Origin of the sequence: Neomoorella sulfitireducens (genome assembly GCF_024733845.1) — a bacterium.
GTDB lineage: Bacteria > Bacillota > DSM-521 > Neomoorellales > Neomoorellaceae > Neomoorella > Neomoorella sulfitireducens.
Genome location: NZ_JANRHG010000019.1, coordinates 23,714 through 38,115 on the forward strand (window position 1 = coordinate 23,714; position 14,402 = coordinate 38,115).

General features: G+C 57.9%; 16 protein-coding genes. 4 read left to right on the forward strand and 12 right to left on the reverse strand.

Annotation, left to right across the window (positions count from 1 at the left end):
- Nucleotides 1–56: 56 nt before the first annotated feature.
- The 10 genes from acpP to NWF31_RS13825 form a co-directional block, all read right to left on the reverse strand.
- Nucleotides 57–290 carry an acyl carrier protein gene (gene acpP, locus NWF31_RS13780; protein WP_258361079.1) on the reverse strand — a complete coding sequence of 78 codons (234 nt, stop codon included), beginning with the start codon at nt 288–290 and terminating at the stop codon, nt 57–59.
- An 83-nt stretch (nt 291–373) separates the two neighbouring features.
- Nucleotides 374–1,123, reverse strand: a complete 750-nt coding sequence (gene fabG / locus NWF31_RS13785; RefSeq protein WP_258361080.1) for a 3-oxoacyl-[acyl-carrier-protein] reductase — start codon at nt 1,121–1,123, stop codon at nt 374–376.
- 1 nt (nt 1,124) lies between these two features.
- Complete coding sequence (gene fabD / locus NWF31_RS13790; protein ID WP_258361081.1) at nt 1,125–2,063, reverse strand: ACP S-malonyltransferase; 939 nt, start codon at nt 2,061–2,063, stop codon at nt 1,125–1,127.
- A gap of 29 nt (nt 2,064–2,092) precedes the next feature.
- Nucleotides 2,093–3,034: an enoyl-[acyl-carrier-protein] reductase FabK gene (gene fabK, locus NWF31_RS13795; RefSeq protein WP_258361082.1), complete on the reverse strand. Its 942-nt coding sequence runs from the start codon at nt 3,032–3,034 to the stop codon at nt 2,093–2,095.
- A 4-nt stretch (nt 3,035–3,038) separates the two neighbouring features.
- The gene (locus tag NWF31_RS13800; RefSeq protein ID WP_258361083.1) at nt 3,039–4,055 is read right to left on the reverse strand and encodes a beta-ketoacyl-ACP synthase III; all 1,017 of its coding nucleotides are present in this window, start codon (nt 4,053–4,055) and stop codon (nt 3,039–3,041) included.
- Nucleotides 4,040–5,059: a phosphate acyltransferase PlsX gene (gene plsX / locus NWF31_RS13805; protein ID WP_258361084.1), complete on the reverse strand. Its 1,020-nt coding sequence runs from the start codon at nt 5,057–5,059 to the stop codon at nt 4,040–4,042. Before plsX ends, NWF31_RS13800 begins: the two co-directional genes overlap by 16 nt.
- 33 nt (nt 5,060–5,092) lie before the next feature.
- Entirely contained in the window at nt 5,093–5,674 is a 582-nt protein-coding gene (gene fapR, locus NWF31_RS13810; protein WP_258361085.1) for a transcription factor FapR, read from the reverse strand.
- Nucleotides 5,675–5,797: 123 nt separating this feature from the next.
- Entirely contained in the window at nt 5,798–5,983 is a 186-nt protein-coding gene (gene rpmF, locus NWF31_RS13815; protein WP_258361086.1) for a 50S ribosomal protein L32, read from the reverse strand.
- A gap of 1 nt (nt 5,984) precedes the next feature.
- Nucleotides 5,985–6,521, reverse strand: coding sequence for a YceD family protein (locus NWF31_RS13820; protein ID WP_258361087.1), 537 nt, complete (start codon nt 6,519–6,521; stop codon nt 5,985–5,987).
- Nucleotides 6,522–6,563: 42 nt separating this feature from the next.
- Complete coding sequence (locus NWF31_RS13825) at nt 6,564–7,760, reverse strand: acetate/propionate family kinase (protein WP_258361088.1); 1,197 nt, start codon at nt 7,758–7,760, stop codon at nt 6,564–6,566.
- A gap of 174 nt (nt 7,761–7,934) precedes the next feature.
- Between NWF31_RS13825 and ylbJ the strand changes: the two genes are divergently transcribed.
- On the forward strand, nt 7,935–9,158 hold the full coding sequence (gene ylbJ / locus NWF31_RS13830; protein WP_258361089.1) for a sporulation integral membrane protein YlbJ: 1,224 nt from the start codon (nt 7,935–7,937) through the stop codon (nt 9,156–9,158).
- Here the strand turns inward: ylbJ and NWF31_RS13835 are convergent.
- Together NWF31_RS13835 and rsmD are read right to left on the reverse strand one after the other, a co-directional pair.
- Nucleotides 9,143–9,655 carry an ATPase gene (locus tag NWF31_RS13835; RefSeq protein WP_258361090.1) on the reverse strand — a complete coding sequence of 171 codons (513 nt, stop codon included), beginning with the start codon at nt 9,653–9,655 and terminating at the stop codon, nt 9,143–9,145. The two genes, ylbJ and NWF31_RS13835, sit on opposite strands and share 16 nt — an antisense overlap.
- The gene (rsmD, locus tag NWF31_RS13840) at nt 9,612–10,211 is read right to left on the reverse strand and encodes a 16S rRNA (guanine(966)-N(2))-methyltransferase RsmD (protein WP_258361091.1); all 600 of its coding nucleotides are present in this window, start codon (nt 10,209–10,211) and stop codon (nt 9,612–9,614) included. Before rsmD ends, NWF31_RS13835 begins: the two co-directional genes overlap by 44 nt.
- A 472-nt stretch (nt 10,212–10,683) precedes the next feature.
- Here rsmD and iorA point away from each other — a divergent pair, with 472 nt between their 5' ends.
- The 3 genes from iorA to NWF31_RS13855 are packed head-to-tail and all read left to right on the forward strand — an operon-like array spanning nt 10,684 to nt 14,303.
- The gene (gene iorA, locus NWF31_RS13845; protein ID WP_258361092.1) at nt 10,684–12,465 is read left to right on the forward strand and encodes an indolepyruvate ferredoxin oxidoreductase subunit alpha; all 1,782 of its coding nucleotides are present in this window, start codon (nt 10,684–10,686) and stop codon (nt 12,463–12,465) included.
- The gene (locus NWF31_RS13850; RefSeq protein ID WP_258361093.1) at nt 12,466–13,044 is read left to right on the forward strand and encodes an indolepyruvate oxidoreductase subunit beta; all 579 of its coding nucleotides are present in this window, start codon (nt 12,466–12,468) and stop codon (nt 13,042–13,044) included. It begins immediately after the preceding gene.
- A 2-nt stretch (nt 13,045–13,046) separates the two neighbouring features.
- Nucleotides 13,047–14,303 (forward strand): phenylacetate--CoA ligase, encoded by a 1,257-nt coding sequence (locus NWF31_RS13855; RefSeq protein ID WP_258361094.1) that lies wholly within the window; start codon nt 13,047–13,049, stop codon nt 14,301–14,303.
- Nucleotides 14,304–14,402 lie beyond the last annotated feature (99 nt).

Here is a 14,402-nt window from a genome sequence, read left to right on the forward strand (position 1 = left end):
ATCCCCCATTCTATAAGGGGAAGTCCCGCTAAAGCACGGGACTTCCTTTTCAGGTTTTACTTGCTGGCATGTTCTTTAATATAAGCTACGGCGGCCCCCACTGTCGTCAGCTTTTCTGCATCCTCATCGGGAATTTCCAGGTCGAATTCCTCTTCCAGGGCCATGATAAGTTCCACGATATCCAGGGAATCGGCATTTAAATCATCAAAGGAAGTTTCCATGGTAATTTCGTCTTCCTCTACCCCCAGCTGTTCGGCTACAATAGCCCTGATCCTTTCAAAAATCTCCACAGGCCTCACCTCCTTTTTTATGGGATGGGAGAGGTGTATTTTCACCTCTCCACCGGCGGCAGGAGTACCCCACTTTAGCCCGGCTACAGGGCCAGGGTTAACCCGCCGTCAACAACCAGGACCTGGCCGGTAATATACCTGGCCCCTGGTGAAGCCAGGAAAAAAATAACCTCGGCTATTTCCTCCGGCTCGCCGGGGCGCCCCAGGGGAATATGGCGGTAAAATTCTTCCCGGGCCGTCTCGTTTAAAGCCGCCGTCATATCCGTCGTGACAAAACCCGGGGCGACGGCATTAACCAGGATACCCCGCGACGCCACCTCTTTAGCCAGGGCCCTGGTAAAGCCGATAACCCCGGCCTTGGCCGCTGCGTAATTCACCTGGCCGGCATTGCCGCGCAGGCCTACGACCGAAGTCAGGTTGATAATGCGCCCGTAACGCTGGCGGAGCATCGGCTTCAAGGCGGCCTGGCAGCAGTTGAATACGCCGGTCAGGTTGGTCCGGAGAACGGCATCCCAGTCTTCCGGCTTCAAGCGGGCAATAAGGTTATCCCGGGATATGCCGGCGTTATTGACCAGGATATCCACCCGGCCAAAATTTTCTATGGTTGTCTGGATTAATTTTTTGGCTCCCTGGTAATCACCCACATCGGCAGGAACGGCAATGGCGCGGCCGCCGCCGTCCTCGATGGCAGCCACTACTTCCTCAGCCGCCCCGGCCTGGTGGGCATAATTGACCACCACCCTGGCACCGGCCCCGGCCAGGCGCAGGGCCGTAGCCCGGCCGATCCCCCGGGAGGCGCCGGTGACGATTGCTACCTGATCCTGCAATTCCATTTTATTTAGCCTCCTGCAGTAAAGCAAGGGTTTTATCCAGGGTCTCCAGATTTTCTACCTGGCCGATAATGGTCTGGCGGTCGATGCGTTTGATGAGCCCGCCCAGGACATTACCCGGCCCAACTTCGATAAAGGTGCGGTAACCACCGGCCAGCAGGCGGCGGACACTTTCCTCCCATCGCACCGGGCTGTCTACCTGCTTGATCAGGTTTTCCCTTACCTGGTCCGCCGTGTATACATAGTCTGCGGTAACATTGCTTACGACGGGTACCCGGGGGTCTTCCAGGGGAATCTGGTTTAAATAGATGGCCAGTTCCCGGGCGGCCGGTGCCATCAGGCTGGAATGAAAGGGACCGCTCACCTGGAGGGGTACTACCCTCCTGGCTCCTGCCTCCTTGGCCAGGGAAGACAGTGTCTCCAGGCCCTCCCGGTCACCGGCAACTACCACCTGACCCGGGGCGTTGAAGTTCGCCGCCTCGGCTGTACCTTCCTTTACCTCCCGGCAGAGAGCGGCTACTTTTTCGGATTCCAGGCCCAGCACGGCCACCATACCGCCCCGGCCGGCCGGTACGGCCGTGGCCATGAGCTGCGCCCTTTTGGCCACCAGCTTGACTGCTTCCCTAAAGGTGAGGCTGCCGGCGGCCACCAGGGCGCTGTACTCGCCCAGGCTGTGGCCGGCTACCGCTGCGGGCTTGATCCCTCGGGCTTCTAAAACGCGACAGCAGGCTACGCTTACCGTCAATACCGCCGGCTGGGTGTTTTCCGTACGGGTAAGCTCTTCAGCCGGCCCGTTAAAACAGAGCCTATCCACCGGCCATCCCAGGGCAGCTTCCGCCTCCTGGAAAACGGCCGCCGCTTCGGGATAGTGGGCGGCCAGCTCCTGCCCCATACCTACATACTGGGAACCCTGGCCGGGGAAGACAAAGACTATACCTGACATAAGGAAATCCTCCAAAAAAACTCCTATTTTTACCTCACCAGCTTGCCCAGGTGGGAGATGATCGCTTCTGCTTCAGCCACCACTTCTGCGATTATTGCCGCCGCCGGTTTAATTTCCCGTACCAGGGCTGCACTCTGGCCGGCCATCAGGGAACCGTATACCACATCGCCTTCTATTACTGCGGCCCGGAGCTTGCCTGTACCCAGGCGGTCCATTTCTTCCCAGGAGGCACCCCGGGCGGCTAGCTCTTCAAACTGGCGGGTTAATTTATTCTTAAGCACCCGGACGTAATGCCCCGGCATGCCGGTCACAACGGCATCCCGGTCCCCGGCTTTTAAGACGGCCTCTTTGTAATTGGGATGGACGGTACATTCTTCGGAGCAGATAAAGCGGGTTCCCATCTGCACCCCGGCCGCCCCCAGGGCCAGGGCCGCCGCCAGGCCGCGGCCGTCGGCAATACCGCCGGCGGCAATTACGGGAATATGTACGGCATCAACAATCTGGGGCACCAGCGGCATGGTGGCAATTTCCCCGATATGGCCGCCACATTCCATGCCTTCGGCAATAAGGGCATCCACCCCCAGACGTTCCAACCTTTTGGCCAGGGCCACCGAAGCTACCACCGGGATTACTTTTACACCGGCGGCCTTCAATTTGGGCAGGTGTTTGCCGGGGTTGCCGGCACCGGTAGTAACCACCGGTACCTTTTCGGCACATACCAGTTCAATGAGCTCTTCCACATAGGGTGACATATAGTAAACATTAACGCCGAAGGGACGATCTGTCCGTTCGCGCACCTTGCGGATCTCCTGGTGGACTGCTTCCGGCGGCGCATTGCCGGCGCCGATAATCCCGAGGCCCCCGGCCGCGGAAACCGCAGCCGCCAGCTCGCCGGTAGCCACCCAGGCCATGCCGCCCTGGAGGATAGGATAATTAATACCCAGGAGATCGCAAAGGCCGGTATGCAGCATAAAGTCAACTCCTTTCCGCGCTTGCCAGGCTCCAGTTTAAGACCGCGGCCCCCCAGGTGAGACCGGCGCCAAAGGCCACCAGCACCACTTTATCGCCGCGCTTGAGCCTGCCTTCCCGGCAGGCTTCATCCAGGGCCACCGGGATGGAAGCGCTGGACATATTACCGTAGCGGTCCAGGTTAACGTAAACTTTTTCCCGCGCCAGCCCCAGGCGCCTGGTGGCTGCTTCGATGATGCGCATGTTGGCCTGGTGGGGGATTAAAAAATCCACATCTTCTTTCTTTAAACCCGCCTGCTCCAGGGCTTTAAGGGAAGCCTCGCCCATAACCCGAACGGCAAATTTAAAAACCTCCGGGCCGTTCATATGAATAGTATGCAATTGGTTTTCGATGGTATTGAAGGTTGCCGGCAGGCGCGATCCCCCGGCCGGGATGCTGAGCAGGGACCCGCCGCTGCCGTCGGCTCCCAGGTGCAGGCCCAGGATTCCTTCCCCCGGCGGCACGGCCTGGAGGACGACGGCGCCGGCGCCGTCCCCGAAAAGGACGCAGGTGCTGCGGTCCTGCCAGTTGATAATTTTACTCAGGATCTCAACGCCGATCACCAGGGCCGCCCGGTAAACCCCGGTAGCAATGAACTGGCCGGCGGCTGCCAGGGCATAAATAAAACCGCTGCAGCCCGCTGAAAGGTCAAAGGCGGCCGCTCCTTTAGCCCCCAGGTGTTCCTGGACCAGGCAGGCCGTAGCGGGGAAAAGGGTATCCGGGGTTACGGTAGCGACAATAATTAAATCAACAGTTTCTGCCGCCAGCCCGGCCATAGCCAGGGCCCTTGCCGCCGCCGGTACGGCCAGGTCGGAAGCAGCCGTATCCGGATCAGCTATTCGCCGTTCCAGGATACCGGTCCGGGTACGGATCCATTCATCGCTTGTATCTACCATCTTTTCCAGCTCACGATTGGTCAGGACGCGTTCCGGCAAGCAGGAACCGGTCCCCGTAATCCCGACGGGCCTTAACAGGGCTTGCATTTAACTCCCTCCCCGTCACTGTTAAGAGCCGGCAACTGCCCCAGACCTGTTACCAGTCCCTGCTCAACACAGCGAACGGCTACCCTGACGGCATTTTTTATAGCCCGGGCATTGGAACTGCCGTGACAGATGATACTGACGCCCTGGACGCCCAGGAGAGGGGCACCGCCGTATTCGGTATAATCCACCTGCCGCTTCAAGTTTCGTAAAGAAGGCAAGACCAGGACTGCCCCGATCCTGGACCGGAAGTTGTTTTTCATTTCTCGCGCCATCATGGTCATAAGGGCCTGGGCCATGCCTTCACCGGACTTCAACAGCACGTTGCCTACAAACCCGTCACATACAATTACATCTGTATCGCCGGCAAAAATATCCCGTCCTTCAATATTACCGGTAAAGTTAACGGGCGCACCCTTTAACAGGTTGTAAGCTCCCAGGGTCTGTTCATTTCCCTTGCAGGCCTCGGTGCCGATATTGAGGAGCCCCACCCGGGGCTCGCGAATTCCCATTACCCTGGACGCGTAAACATTGCCCATTAAAGCAAACTCATAGAGGTGTTCAGGCCGGCAATCGACGTTGGCCCCGGCGTCAAGTAACAGTTTGGGGCCTTTCAGGGTAGGAATTATCGTGGCGATGGCCGGTCGCTGGATCTTGCCGCTGCGGCCCAAAACCAGGAGGGATGCCGCCATCTGGGCCCCGGTACTGCCGGCGGAAACAACAGCTGCCGCCCCTCCTTCCTTGACCAGGCGGGTGGCAACCATTATTGAAGCTTCCCGCTTGCGCCGCAGCGCCAGGGCCGGCTGTTCATCCATCTCCACAAACTGTTCCGTATGAACAATTTCTAAATCGACGGGGGGATTTAAGGAATCAAGTTCTGGTTCCAGTCGCCTTTTGTCTCCTACCAGGATAATTTCAGCTATCTTTTCCCTGGCAGCGGCCACCGCCCCGCGGATAATTTCCCCGGGAGCATAATCGCCCCCCATGGCATCAACGGCTATTCGCAATCATTCCCGCCTCCGTATTATATTGCCTGCGCCTTATGGCTGGCTGCCTTTTATATTCTCAAGAGTTAAAATTATAAACTGGCCTTTAAAAACGATCTCCCCGTTAACCCGGGAATGAACTGATACCAGGCAGGTTTGATCCTTTTTAACTTTGACCATGGCCCTGGCAATAACCCGCTCACCGCCGTATACCTGTCGCCGGTAGCGAACCCTGGCGCTGCTGGTCAGGACCACCTCCGCACCCACCGTCGCCAGGGCCAGGGTATGGGCCTGGGCAAAAAGATAATGACCGCGGGCAACGCCGGCCGGATGGACCAGCATCTGGGGGGTGATCTCCAGGATGGAAATACCAATGATTCCCGGTTGCAGTTCCACCAGATCTCCTACCAGCTCTTCTTCCGTCACTCCCCGCATCCGCGACCTGGCTTCCCGGGCCATGGCCATGATGCGTTCCCGGACTTCGGGGATTCCCATGGCCAGTCGATCCAGGCGTATGGTGGGTACGCTGACTTTAAATTTTTCCGCCAGCTCTTCATCGGTGGCGAAAGGGTTGTTGCGCAGGTAACGGCGCAGGGCCTCCTGGCGCTCTTCTTTATTCCCTTTCCGGCGTGCCAAAAATCTCACCTCGTGCCTGGTACCAATTAATATTACCAGGCCATAGTATTAGTATAATGGTTATGGTAGATTTATGCAAGTAAAAAAAACCGGCAATAATTGCCGGTGAATTTTATCATAAATTTATTGCTCTGCTACTTTGATAACTTCCCGCCCTTTGTAGTAACCGCACCTGGGACAGACGCGGTGGTTGAGCTTCAACTGGTGGCACTGGGGACATTCCACCAGGGAGGGAGGGGACATCTGGCTCCAAATGGAGCGGCGTTTATTTTTCCGGGCTTTGGAAACTCTTCTTTTCGGTACTCCCAAACTAGTTCTCTCCTTCCTTTTTGTGTAGCAATTCTCCCAGTACAGCCAGGCGCGGGTCAACCGGCCGGGCATCACACCGGCACTGGCTCTCATTTAAATTCTGGCCGCAATGGGGACACAATCCCCGGCAGTTTTCCCGGCAAAGCCATTTCATGGGCAGGGCCAGGATGAGGGCTTCTTCTACCGCCGGCTTTAAGTCGATAAAATCTCCCTCCAGGGGCCGCACTTCCACCTTGTCCCATTTTTCCCCGTTCGCGTCCTGACCGGCGGTCGTCCCGGCGTATTCTTCTTCCAGGGGCGCCACAACGGGGTACCTGTACTTCTCCAGGCAGCGGTCACAGGTTAATTCCAGGGTGGTGGCCGCCTGTCCTTGAACCAGCAAGATCTTACCCGTGTTGGTAACCCTGCCGGTCACACGTACCGGTGCTACGATAGGTATGTTGCCGGATACGGTAGATAAAAAGGTCCATTTTTCCTGGGACTTAAATTCGATCTCGCCGCCCGGCCTGGCTTTTAAATCGCCTACGCCAATTTTCACCACATTCACCGTGTAGATTATACCGGAAAGTCCGGCCGGGTGTCAACCAGCCCGGACAACGGCTAAGGTTTCCCGGGCGATCATTAATTCTTCGTTGGTAGGAATAACAAAGATGCGTACCCTGGACCCGGCAGCGGAAATATCCTTTTCCTGGCCCCGGACCTGGTTTTTCACGGCATCGACCTTAATCCCCAGGTAATCCATATCCCGGCATATTGCTTCCCTGACGGCAGGGGAATTCTCTCCCAGGCCGGCCGTAAATACCAGTACATCGAGGCCGTTTAGGGCAGCAGTATAGGCGCCAATATATTTTTTTACCGCATACACAAAGATATCCCACGCCAGGCGGGCCCGTTCATTGCCGCCGGCCATGGCGTCTTCTATATCCCGGAAGTCGCTGCTCACCCCGGAAACGCCCAGTACGCCGGATCGACGGTTCATGAGCTGGTCCATATCGGCAGGCGTAAGGCCTTCCTTTTCCATAAGGAAGGTAACTATGGCCGGGTCGATATCGCCGCAGCGAGTACCCATGGTCAGGCCGGCCAGGGGCGTGAAGCCCATGCTGGTATCCAGCGATTTGCCGTTTTTTATCGCCGTAATGCTGGAACCATTGCCCAGGTGGCAGGTAATCACTTTCAATTCTGCCAGGGGCCGGCCGGCGAGGCCGGCCGCCCTCAAAGCTACATATTTGTGGGAAGTGCCGTGAAATCCGTAGCGGCGGATATGATGGCGCCGGCAGAGATCATAGGGAAGGCTATAGGTATACGCGTAGGGAGGCATGGTTTGATGAAAAGCCGTGTCAAAGACGGCCACCTGGGGTGTAGACGGCAATATACCCTCGCAGGCTTCAATCCCCAGCAGCCCCGGGCCGTTATGTAAAGGTGCCAGTTTTACCAGGTCGCCGATTATGGCCTTTGTTTCCCGGGTAATTAATACCGAATCACAAAACTCGCCGCCGTGGACAATCCGGTGCCCCACGGCGCCGATTTCGCCGTAATCTTTAATAACTCCATATTCCCCGTCGGTCAAAGCTTCCAGGCAGAGGCGGACGGCCACCTTGTGGTCGCCAATTTCTGCTTCCCGCACCACTTTATCTTTACCCGCCGGGCGGTGGGTAAGGACTGAACCGGATAAGCCAATCCTTTCAACGAGCCCCCGGGCCAGGACCGTCTCGTTGGTCATATCGAAAAGCTGGTATTTAACTGAAGAACTACCGCAGTTTAAAATTAAAATCTTCACGGGTTAAGAACCTCCTGCAATAATATCTATACTACATATGGTACTGCTAAACCGGTCAAAGTCAATGCTTTTGTTAATGTCCCCACATGTTCTTCCTTTAAAAAACAAAGTTTACTTCTAAAATAGCTGCTGCCGCGTATATTGCATAACAGGATGTCCTGAGGGGTGACCCTTATGCGCCACCAGGTTTTTATCATTGCCCGGGGCCTGGGCCCCTTCCTGACCGTCGCCGCCGTTATGGTCCTGGCCCTGGCCATTGTCTTATTTCCCCAGGATGTTTTCCAGGCAGCCCTGCGGGGCCTCAAGGCCTGGTGGGAAATTGTCGTACCGGCACTCCTGCCTTTTTTTATTATCTCCCAGCTTTTTATGGGCCTGGGTATTGTACACTTCCTCGGGGTTCTCCTGGAACCCGTCATGCGGCCCCTCTTTAATGTACCCGGGAACGGCGCCTTTGTCATGGCCATGGGGTACACCTCCGGTTCTCCCATCAGTGCCATCCTCACAGCCCAGTTGCGCCAGCAGGGACTGGTTACCAGGGTTGAAGGGGAAAGGTTAATTTGCTTCACCAGCAATGCCAGCCCCCTCTTCATGCTCGGTGCCGTGGCTGTAGGTATGCTTCATGACCCGGCCCTGGGACCCGTCCTCGCCGGTGCCCATTACGGCGCCAACTTCTTCCTGGGTACCCTCTTTCGTTTTTACGGCTGCCGGCAACCGGCTTCTCCCCCGGCAAGCTACAACCTCGCGGCTTTACCCCGGCGGGCCTGGCAGGCAATGGTCCGGGCCCAACAGAAAGACGGCCGTCCCCTGGGCCAGCTCCTGGGTGATGCCGTCAACCGTTCTTTCCTTACCTTGATAACCATTGGCGGTTTTATTATTTTATTCAGCGTCATCATCCAGGTGGCATCCATCCTCGGCGTGCTGGGTTATCTGGCCAAAATCCTCTTTTTTGCCGGGCGCCCCTTTGGTTTAAGCCGGGAAGCGTCCCTGGCCCTGGCCGCCGGCATCTTTGAAATGACCATGGGGGCCAAAATTGCCAGCGAAGCGCCCGTCCCGGTAAGCGAGCAGCTGGCCGCCATCAGCCTCATTATGGGATGGGCCGGGCTGTCCATTCTGGGCCAGGTGGCGGCAATGGTCAGCCAGACCGATTTACGCCTGGGGCCTTTTATCGCCGCCAGGCTCCTCCATGGTTTCCTGGCCGCCCTGCTGGTCCGGCTCTGCCAGGGGCCGGCCCGGCCAGTTCTCCTCCTGCTGGCTCCGGGATATACCCTGGTCCCCGGTACACCATGGTTGACGTTATGGTTACATTATACATGGTATGCCTTTATCCTGATGCTCCTCCTTTTTCTCCTGGCAGCCCTGGGGTTTGGCGCCCGCTATTTCCTTTACCGGCGGCCGTGATTCTCCGCCTTTTCTGAAGCTGCTGCCGCTTCCCGGCCGGCACTTCCCCCGGACGGATAGGCCTGGAGTTCCTGCCGGCCCTGGCGTACCTGGGCGAGGGCCTGGTTTAAGCTTGTCTCCAGCTGGCCTAAAAGGCCATCGGCATAACTCAGGGCCCCGGACTTCATTTCTTCTGCCAGGTGCTGGGCCCGCGCCACAATTTCCGTAGCCTGGGCCCTGGCTTTACGTACCAGCTCATTTTCCCCGGCCATCATTTCGGCCCGCTTTTCCGCTTCCGCCAGAAGGTCCCGGGCCTTCAAACGTGCTTCTTCTAGCAAGCGTTCCTTCTCCTGGCGTATCCACTGGGCCTGGCGCAATTCTTCGGGTAGAGCCGTCCGCAACCGGTCCAGGTAATCAAGGAGTATATCGCCATCCAGGAAAACCCTGCCTGTCAGGGGGATATGGGGACTTTTTTCAATGAGTTTTTCCATTTCTTCGATTATGCTCATGAACTCCATCAGTAAGCCCTCCTGCCCGTTGATAAAAAATCAAAGCCGTATCACCATAAATTCTCCTGCTCAACAATACCATATCGGCTGTTTCCGGCGTTGCTTCAGAAGCTGCCGTTTCCAGTATGACTATGCCATCCGGCGCTACCAAGGGAACGACTGCCGGCAGAATTATATCGCCCCAGCCCTGGCGATAAGGCGGATCGATATAAATCAGGTCGAAGGCCGCCCCTCGCCTGCGCAATACGTCCAGGGCCGGGCGGGCATCGGCAGCTATAATTCGGGCTTTATCTTTAAAGCCGGTGGCGGCCAGGTTGGCGTCCAGGCAGGAAAGGGCCCGGCGGTTTTTTTCTATAAAAACGGCCTCCCTGGCCCCGCGGCTCAGGGCTTCCAGGCCCACTGCTCCTGTTCCGGCAAAAAGATCCAGGAATATGCTGTCGATGACCCTCGCGCCCAGGATGTTGAATAAAGCCTCCCGCACCCGGTCACTCGTAGGCCGGGTAACAAGGCCTCCGGGGGTACGCAGGCGAAGACCGCGGACCTGGCCGGCAATTATTCTTACCATAAAAATCCCTCACTGGAGTTATTATAACATGAAACGCCTGCTCGCTTTCCCGGAACGGCTGGTAAACAAAAAAAATTTCCTGCCGATGTATAAAATTTCCCGCCGGCAGCCAAAATAGTAAATGGTAAACCTGATTTCCAGGTTTATCATCATGAAGAGCTTAGGGTTATTTTATTAACCCTCCCCCATGAGCTCTTCCTCCGGTTTCTCCTCTCCCAAGCCGCCGGTCACCCGCCGGCGGCCTAACTCTGGCCGTTCCTCCGGGAACGGCATTTTTTTATCCCTTCAACCTGCGCTAAAATTTCTACTGGATCACTGCCGGGAGTTATGCTATACTTTTTTAAAACAATTTTTTAGAAGAGCCTAGTTTAGCCAGATTAGCGCCAGCAGAGCCGAGGATAGCAGGAAAGCTATAACCGGGCTGCAGCCCGGTATTTTTATGTGCTTTTAGTTTTCAAAGGGAGAGGAAAACATGCCGGTATTGCTCATGGGTAATGAAGCCATTGCCCGGGGAGCCCTGGAAGCCGGTATCCGGGTGGCTGCTTCTTATCCCGGTACCCCGGCTTCAGAAATAATGACCACCCTCATGCATTTCGGCCCTGAAGCCGGGGTGTACACCGAATGGTCGGTCAACGAAAAGGTCGCCGTGGAGATAGCCGCCGGAGCGGCCTACGCCGGCGCCCGGGCCCTGGCCAGCATGAAGCAGATGGGCTTAAACGTCGCCGCCGATGCCGTCATGAGCCTGGCCTATATCGGCGTCAAAGGCGGCCTGGTCCTGGTGGTAGCCGACGATCCCGGCCCTCACAGTTCCCAGACGGAACAGGATACACGCCTTTTTGCCCGCTTCGCCAAGCTGCCCGTCCTGGACCCCTCCTGTCCCCGGGAAGCTTATGAAATGACTAAATACGCCTTTACCCTCTCAGAAACTTTACAACTCCCCGTCATCGTCCGCACCACCACCCGCGTCAGCCACGCCTGCCAGGAAGTTGAGGTAAGTGCTGTCCCGCCGCGGCCGCCGGTGCCGGGTTTTGTTAAAGACCCCCGGTGGGTTATAATGCCTTCCCTGGCGGCCCGCCAGCATGTCTGGTTGAATAAACAGCAGGAACGGGCACGGACTGAACTGGCAGCCAGCCCTTTTAATGCGGCGCAGCTCGAAGGCCCTGTAGGGGTAATTGCCGGCGGCCCTTCCTTTTTTTACGTTACCGAAGCCTTAAAACGCCTGGGTTTAAAGCTATCCTTGCTGAAAATAGGCACCCCTTACCCCCTGCCGGAAGAACCGGTAAAAAGCTTTTTAAACCAAATGGAAAGGGTCCTTATCGTCGAAGAGCAGGAGCCGGTGATTGAAGACCAGGTCATCAGCCTCGCCTGGCGCCAACGCCTGGCAGTAGAAATTTCCGGCAAGCATGACGGTTACCTGCCCCGGGAAGGAGAATTTAATGTTGACCGGGTTGCCGCCGCCCTGGCCCGCTTTTTAAAGCTGGAGCAAGAAGAGGCGATACCTGCCTATCCACCGCCGCCGCCTTTGCCGGCGCGGCCGCCCCTCTTCTGCGCCGGCTGCCCCCACCGGGGCGCCTTCTATGCCTTAAAACAGGCGGCCCGGGGTCAAGAAGTAATTTTTACCGGCGACATCGGCTGTTATACCCTGGGAGCAGCGCCGCCCTTGAACGCCATGGATACCTGCCTGTGTATGGGGGCTAGTTTAGGGCTGGCCCAGGGCCTGGCACGGGTCCAGCCCGGCACCCGGCTGGTGGCCTTTATCGGCGATTCGACCTTCTTCCATGCCGGCCTGCCGCCCCTGATCAATGCCGTGCACCTCAAGGTCCCCCTGGTAGTCGTCGTCCTGGATAACGAGACTACCGCCATGACGGGACACCAATCCCACCCCGGGCTGGCGGGTGCCGGCGATCAGGTAGCCGTTGAGATCGCCAGCGTAGCCAGGGGCTGCGGTGTCGAGACAATAATCACGGCCGATCCCCTGGACCTTGAAACCGCTATGGCAGCTGCCCGCCAGGCCCTGGCGGCCCGCGGGCCGGCGGTACTAATCTTCCGTCATCCCTGTCCCCAGGTGACAAGGGCTGCTACCCGCTACCGGGTAAATGAAGAGGCCTGCACCTGTTGTCAAACCTGTATAAACGAGCTCGGCTGCCCGGCCCTGGTGCCGGCGGACGGCCTGGTGACGATTAATACCACCTGTACCGGCTGCAGCCTTTGCGCCAGTATTTGCCCGGCGGCAGCCATAGAGGAGGTGGTATAAATGGATATTCTCATCGCCGGTGTAGGCGGCCAGGGAATTATCCTTGCCTCCCGTGCCCTGGCGTCGGCTGCCGTAACTGCTGGCCTTACGGTACGTACAGCCGAGACCATCGGCATGGCCCAGCGGGAGGGCAGTGTCGTCAGCCACGTCCGCCTGGGCGTCTCTGAGGCCGGCCCCCTCATCCCCTGCGGCGCGGCAGACGTCCTCCTGGCCCTGGAGCCGGCTGAGGCCTGCCGCAACTTAAAGTATTTGCGACCCGGCGGCAGGGCCCTGGTCTCTACAGCGCCGGTCATACCTGTCCTTTCCTCCCTTGGCCGCAGTCCCTATCCCGTAACGGACATCCTTACCTATTTGCGTAATAACCTCCCCGGCTGCCGCTGCCTGGACGCCCTGGCCCTGGCCCGGGAAGCCGGCAGCCCCAGGACTTTAAACCTGGTCATGCTGGGATGCCTGGCTAACTTCGATTTGCCCTTTCCTGCCGATCTCCTGCTGGCGGAAGCTTTAACGCTCCTGCCGGCCGGTGTCCACGATATGAACCGCCGCGCCTTTGAACTGGGCCGGCGCGCCCTGGAGGTGTAAATATGGGGCAATACGATTACGAAAGCCTTTACCGGCAGCAGGCACCGGCCCTACAGGCCCTGGTGCAGCGCCTTTTCGACAACTCGCCTTATTACCGGAAAAAACTGGCGGAAGCAGGGTTCAGGCCGGGCGATGTCAGGACCGTGGCCGACCTGGAAGCGGTACCCATGACCGACAAATGGGAGCTACGCAACGGCAGGCCCCTGGAACTCATGGCCGTTCCCGAAGAAAAAGTAGTCCGGATACATTCCTCCTCAGGCACCACCGGGAAACCCATTATTATACCCTATACTGCCGGCGACGTGGCCGCCTGGGCGGAAATGATGGCCCGCTGTTTCGCCCTGGCCGGGGTCACCAACCGCGACCGGGTGCAGATCACCCCCGGTTACGGTCTCTGGACGGCAGGCATCGGTTTCCAGGCCGGGGTTGAGTACCTGGGCGCCATGGCCATTCCCACCGGTGCCGGCAATACGGAAAAACAACTGGAAATGCTTGTCGACCTCCAGGCCACCGTCCTGACGGCCACCGCTTCCTATGCCCTTTTCCTGGGCGAAGAAATTGAACGCCGGGGCTTGAAAGACCGCCTGGCCCTCCGGGTGGGCCTCCTGGGTTCCGAACGCTGGGGCGAAAAAATGCGCCGGCGCATCGAAGAACTCCTGGGCATTGAAACCTTTGATATATACGGGCTCACGGAAATCTACGGGCCCGGCATCGGCCTCGATTGCCCGGCCCATGAAGGTATCCATATCTGGACGGATCACCTCTTGCTGGAGGTTGTTGATCCGGCAACCGGCAGGCAGCTACCTCCCGGCGAAATAGGAGAGCTGGTCATCACTACCTTGACCAAAGAAGGCATGCCGTTGCTGCGTTATCGTACCCATGACCTTACCTGCCTGAAGGTTGAAGCTTGTTCCTGCGGCTCGCCTTTCCCCATGATCGAGCGCGTCCTGGGGCGAACCGATGACATGGTTAAAATTAAGGGCGTCAATATTTACCCCGGCCAGGTCGACCATGTCCTTCACCTCACACCGGGGGCCGGGAGCGAATACCAGCTCATCTTAACCCGTGAGCAGGGTAAAGACCGGTTGCTGGTAAAGATCGAGTACCTCCCCGGCCATGCAGGCGAGACGGTCGCCGCCGAGTGCCGGCGCCAGATTAAAAACCGCATCGGCATCCTGGCCGAAGTCGAGGCGGTGCCCCTGGGGACCCTGCCCCGTAGCGAAAAGAAAACCCGGCGCGTTTACGACTACCGGGAATAAAGGCAACTACCGTTCCTCCTTACCTGAAGCCGGGTACCGGGTGCCGTAATCTGGCTCCCGGGTTTATAGCCCGGTTACAGGGGGGGTATTCACGCTTTG

What these genes read in the sequence shown, in the direction of transcription:
- NWF31_RS13850 (WP_258361093.1), top strand. Translation starts at nt 12,466, where the DNA reads ATGGATATTCTCATCGCCGGTGTAGGCGGCCAGGGAATTATCCTTGCC.
- NWF31_RS13835 (WP_258361090.1), bottom strand. Translation starts at nt 9,655, where the DNA reads ATGGAGTTCATGAGCATAATCGAAGAAATGGAAAAACTCATTGAAAAA.
- rsmD (WP_258361091.1), bottom strand. Translation starts at nt 10,211, where the DNA reads ATGGTAAGAATAATTGCCGGCCAGGTCCGCGGTCTTCGCCTGCGTACC.
- fabG (WP_258361080.1), bottom strand. Translation starts at nt 1,123, where the DNA reads ATGGAATTGCAGGATCAGGTAGCAATCGTCACCGGCGCCTCCCGGGGG.
- ylbJ (WP_258361089.1), top strand. Translation starts at nt 7,935, where the DNA reads ATGCGCCACCAGGTTTTTATCATTGCCCGGGGCCTGGGCCCCTTCCTG.
- NWF31_RS13800 (WP_258361083.1), bottom strand. Translation starts at nt 4,055, where the DNA reads ATGCAAGCCCTGTTAAGGCCCGTCGGGATTACGGGGACCGGTTCCTGC.
- NWF31_RS13855 (WP_258361094.1), top strand. Translation starts at nt 13,047, where the DNA reads ATGGGGCAATACGATTACGAAAGCCTTTACCGGCAGCAGGCACCGGCC.
- fabK (WP_258361082.1), bottom strand. Translation starts at nt 3,034, where the DNA reads ATGCTGCATACCGGCCTTTGCGATCTCCTGGGTATTAATTATCCTATC.
- fabD (WP_258361081.1), bottom strand. Translation starts at nt 2,063, where the DNA reads ATGTCAGGTATAGTCTTTGTCTTCCCCGGCCAGGGTTCCCAGTATGTA.
- iorA (WP_258361092.1), top strand. Translation starts at nt 10,684, where the DNA reads ATGCCGGTATTGCTCATGGGTAATGAAGCCATTGCCCGGGGAGCCCTG.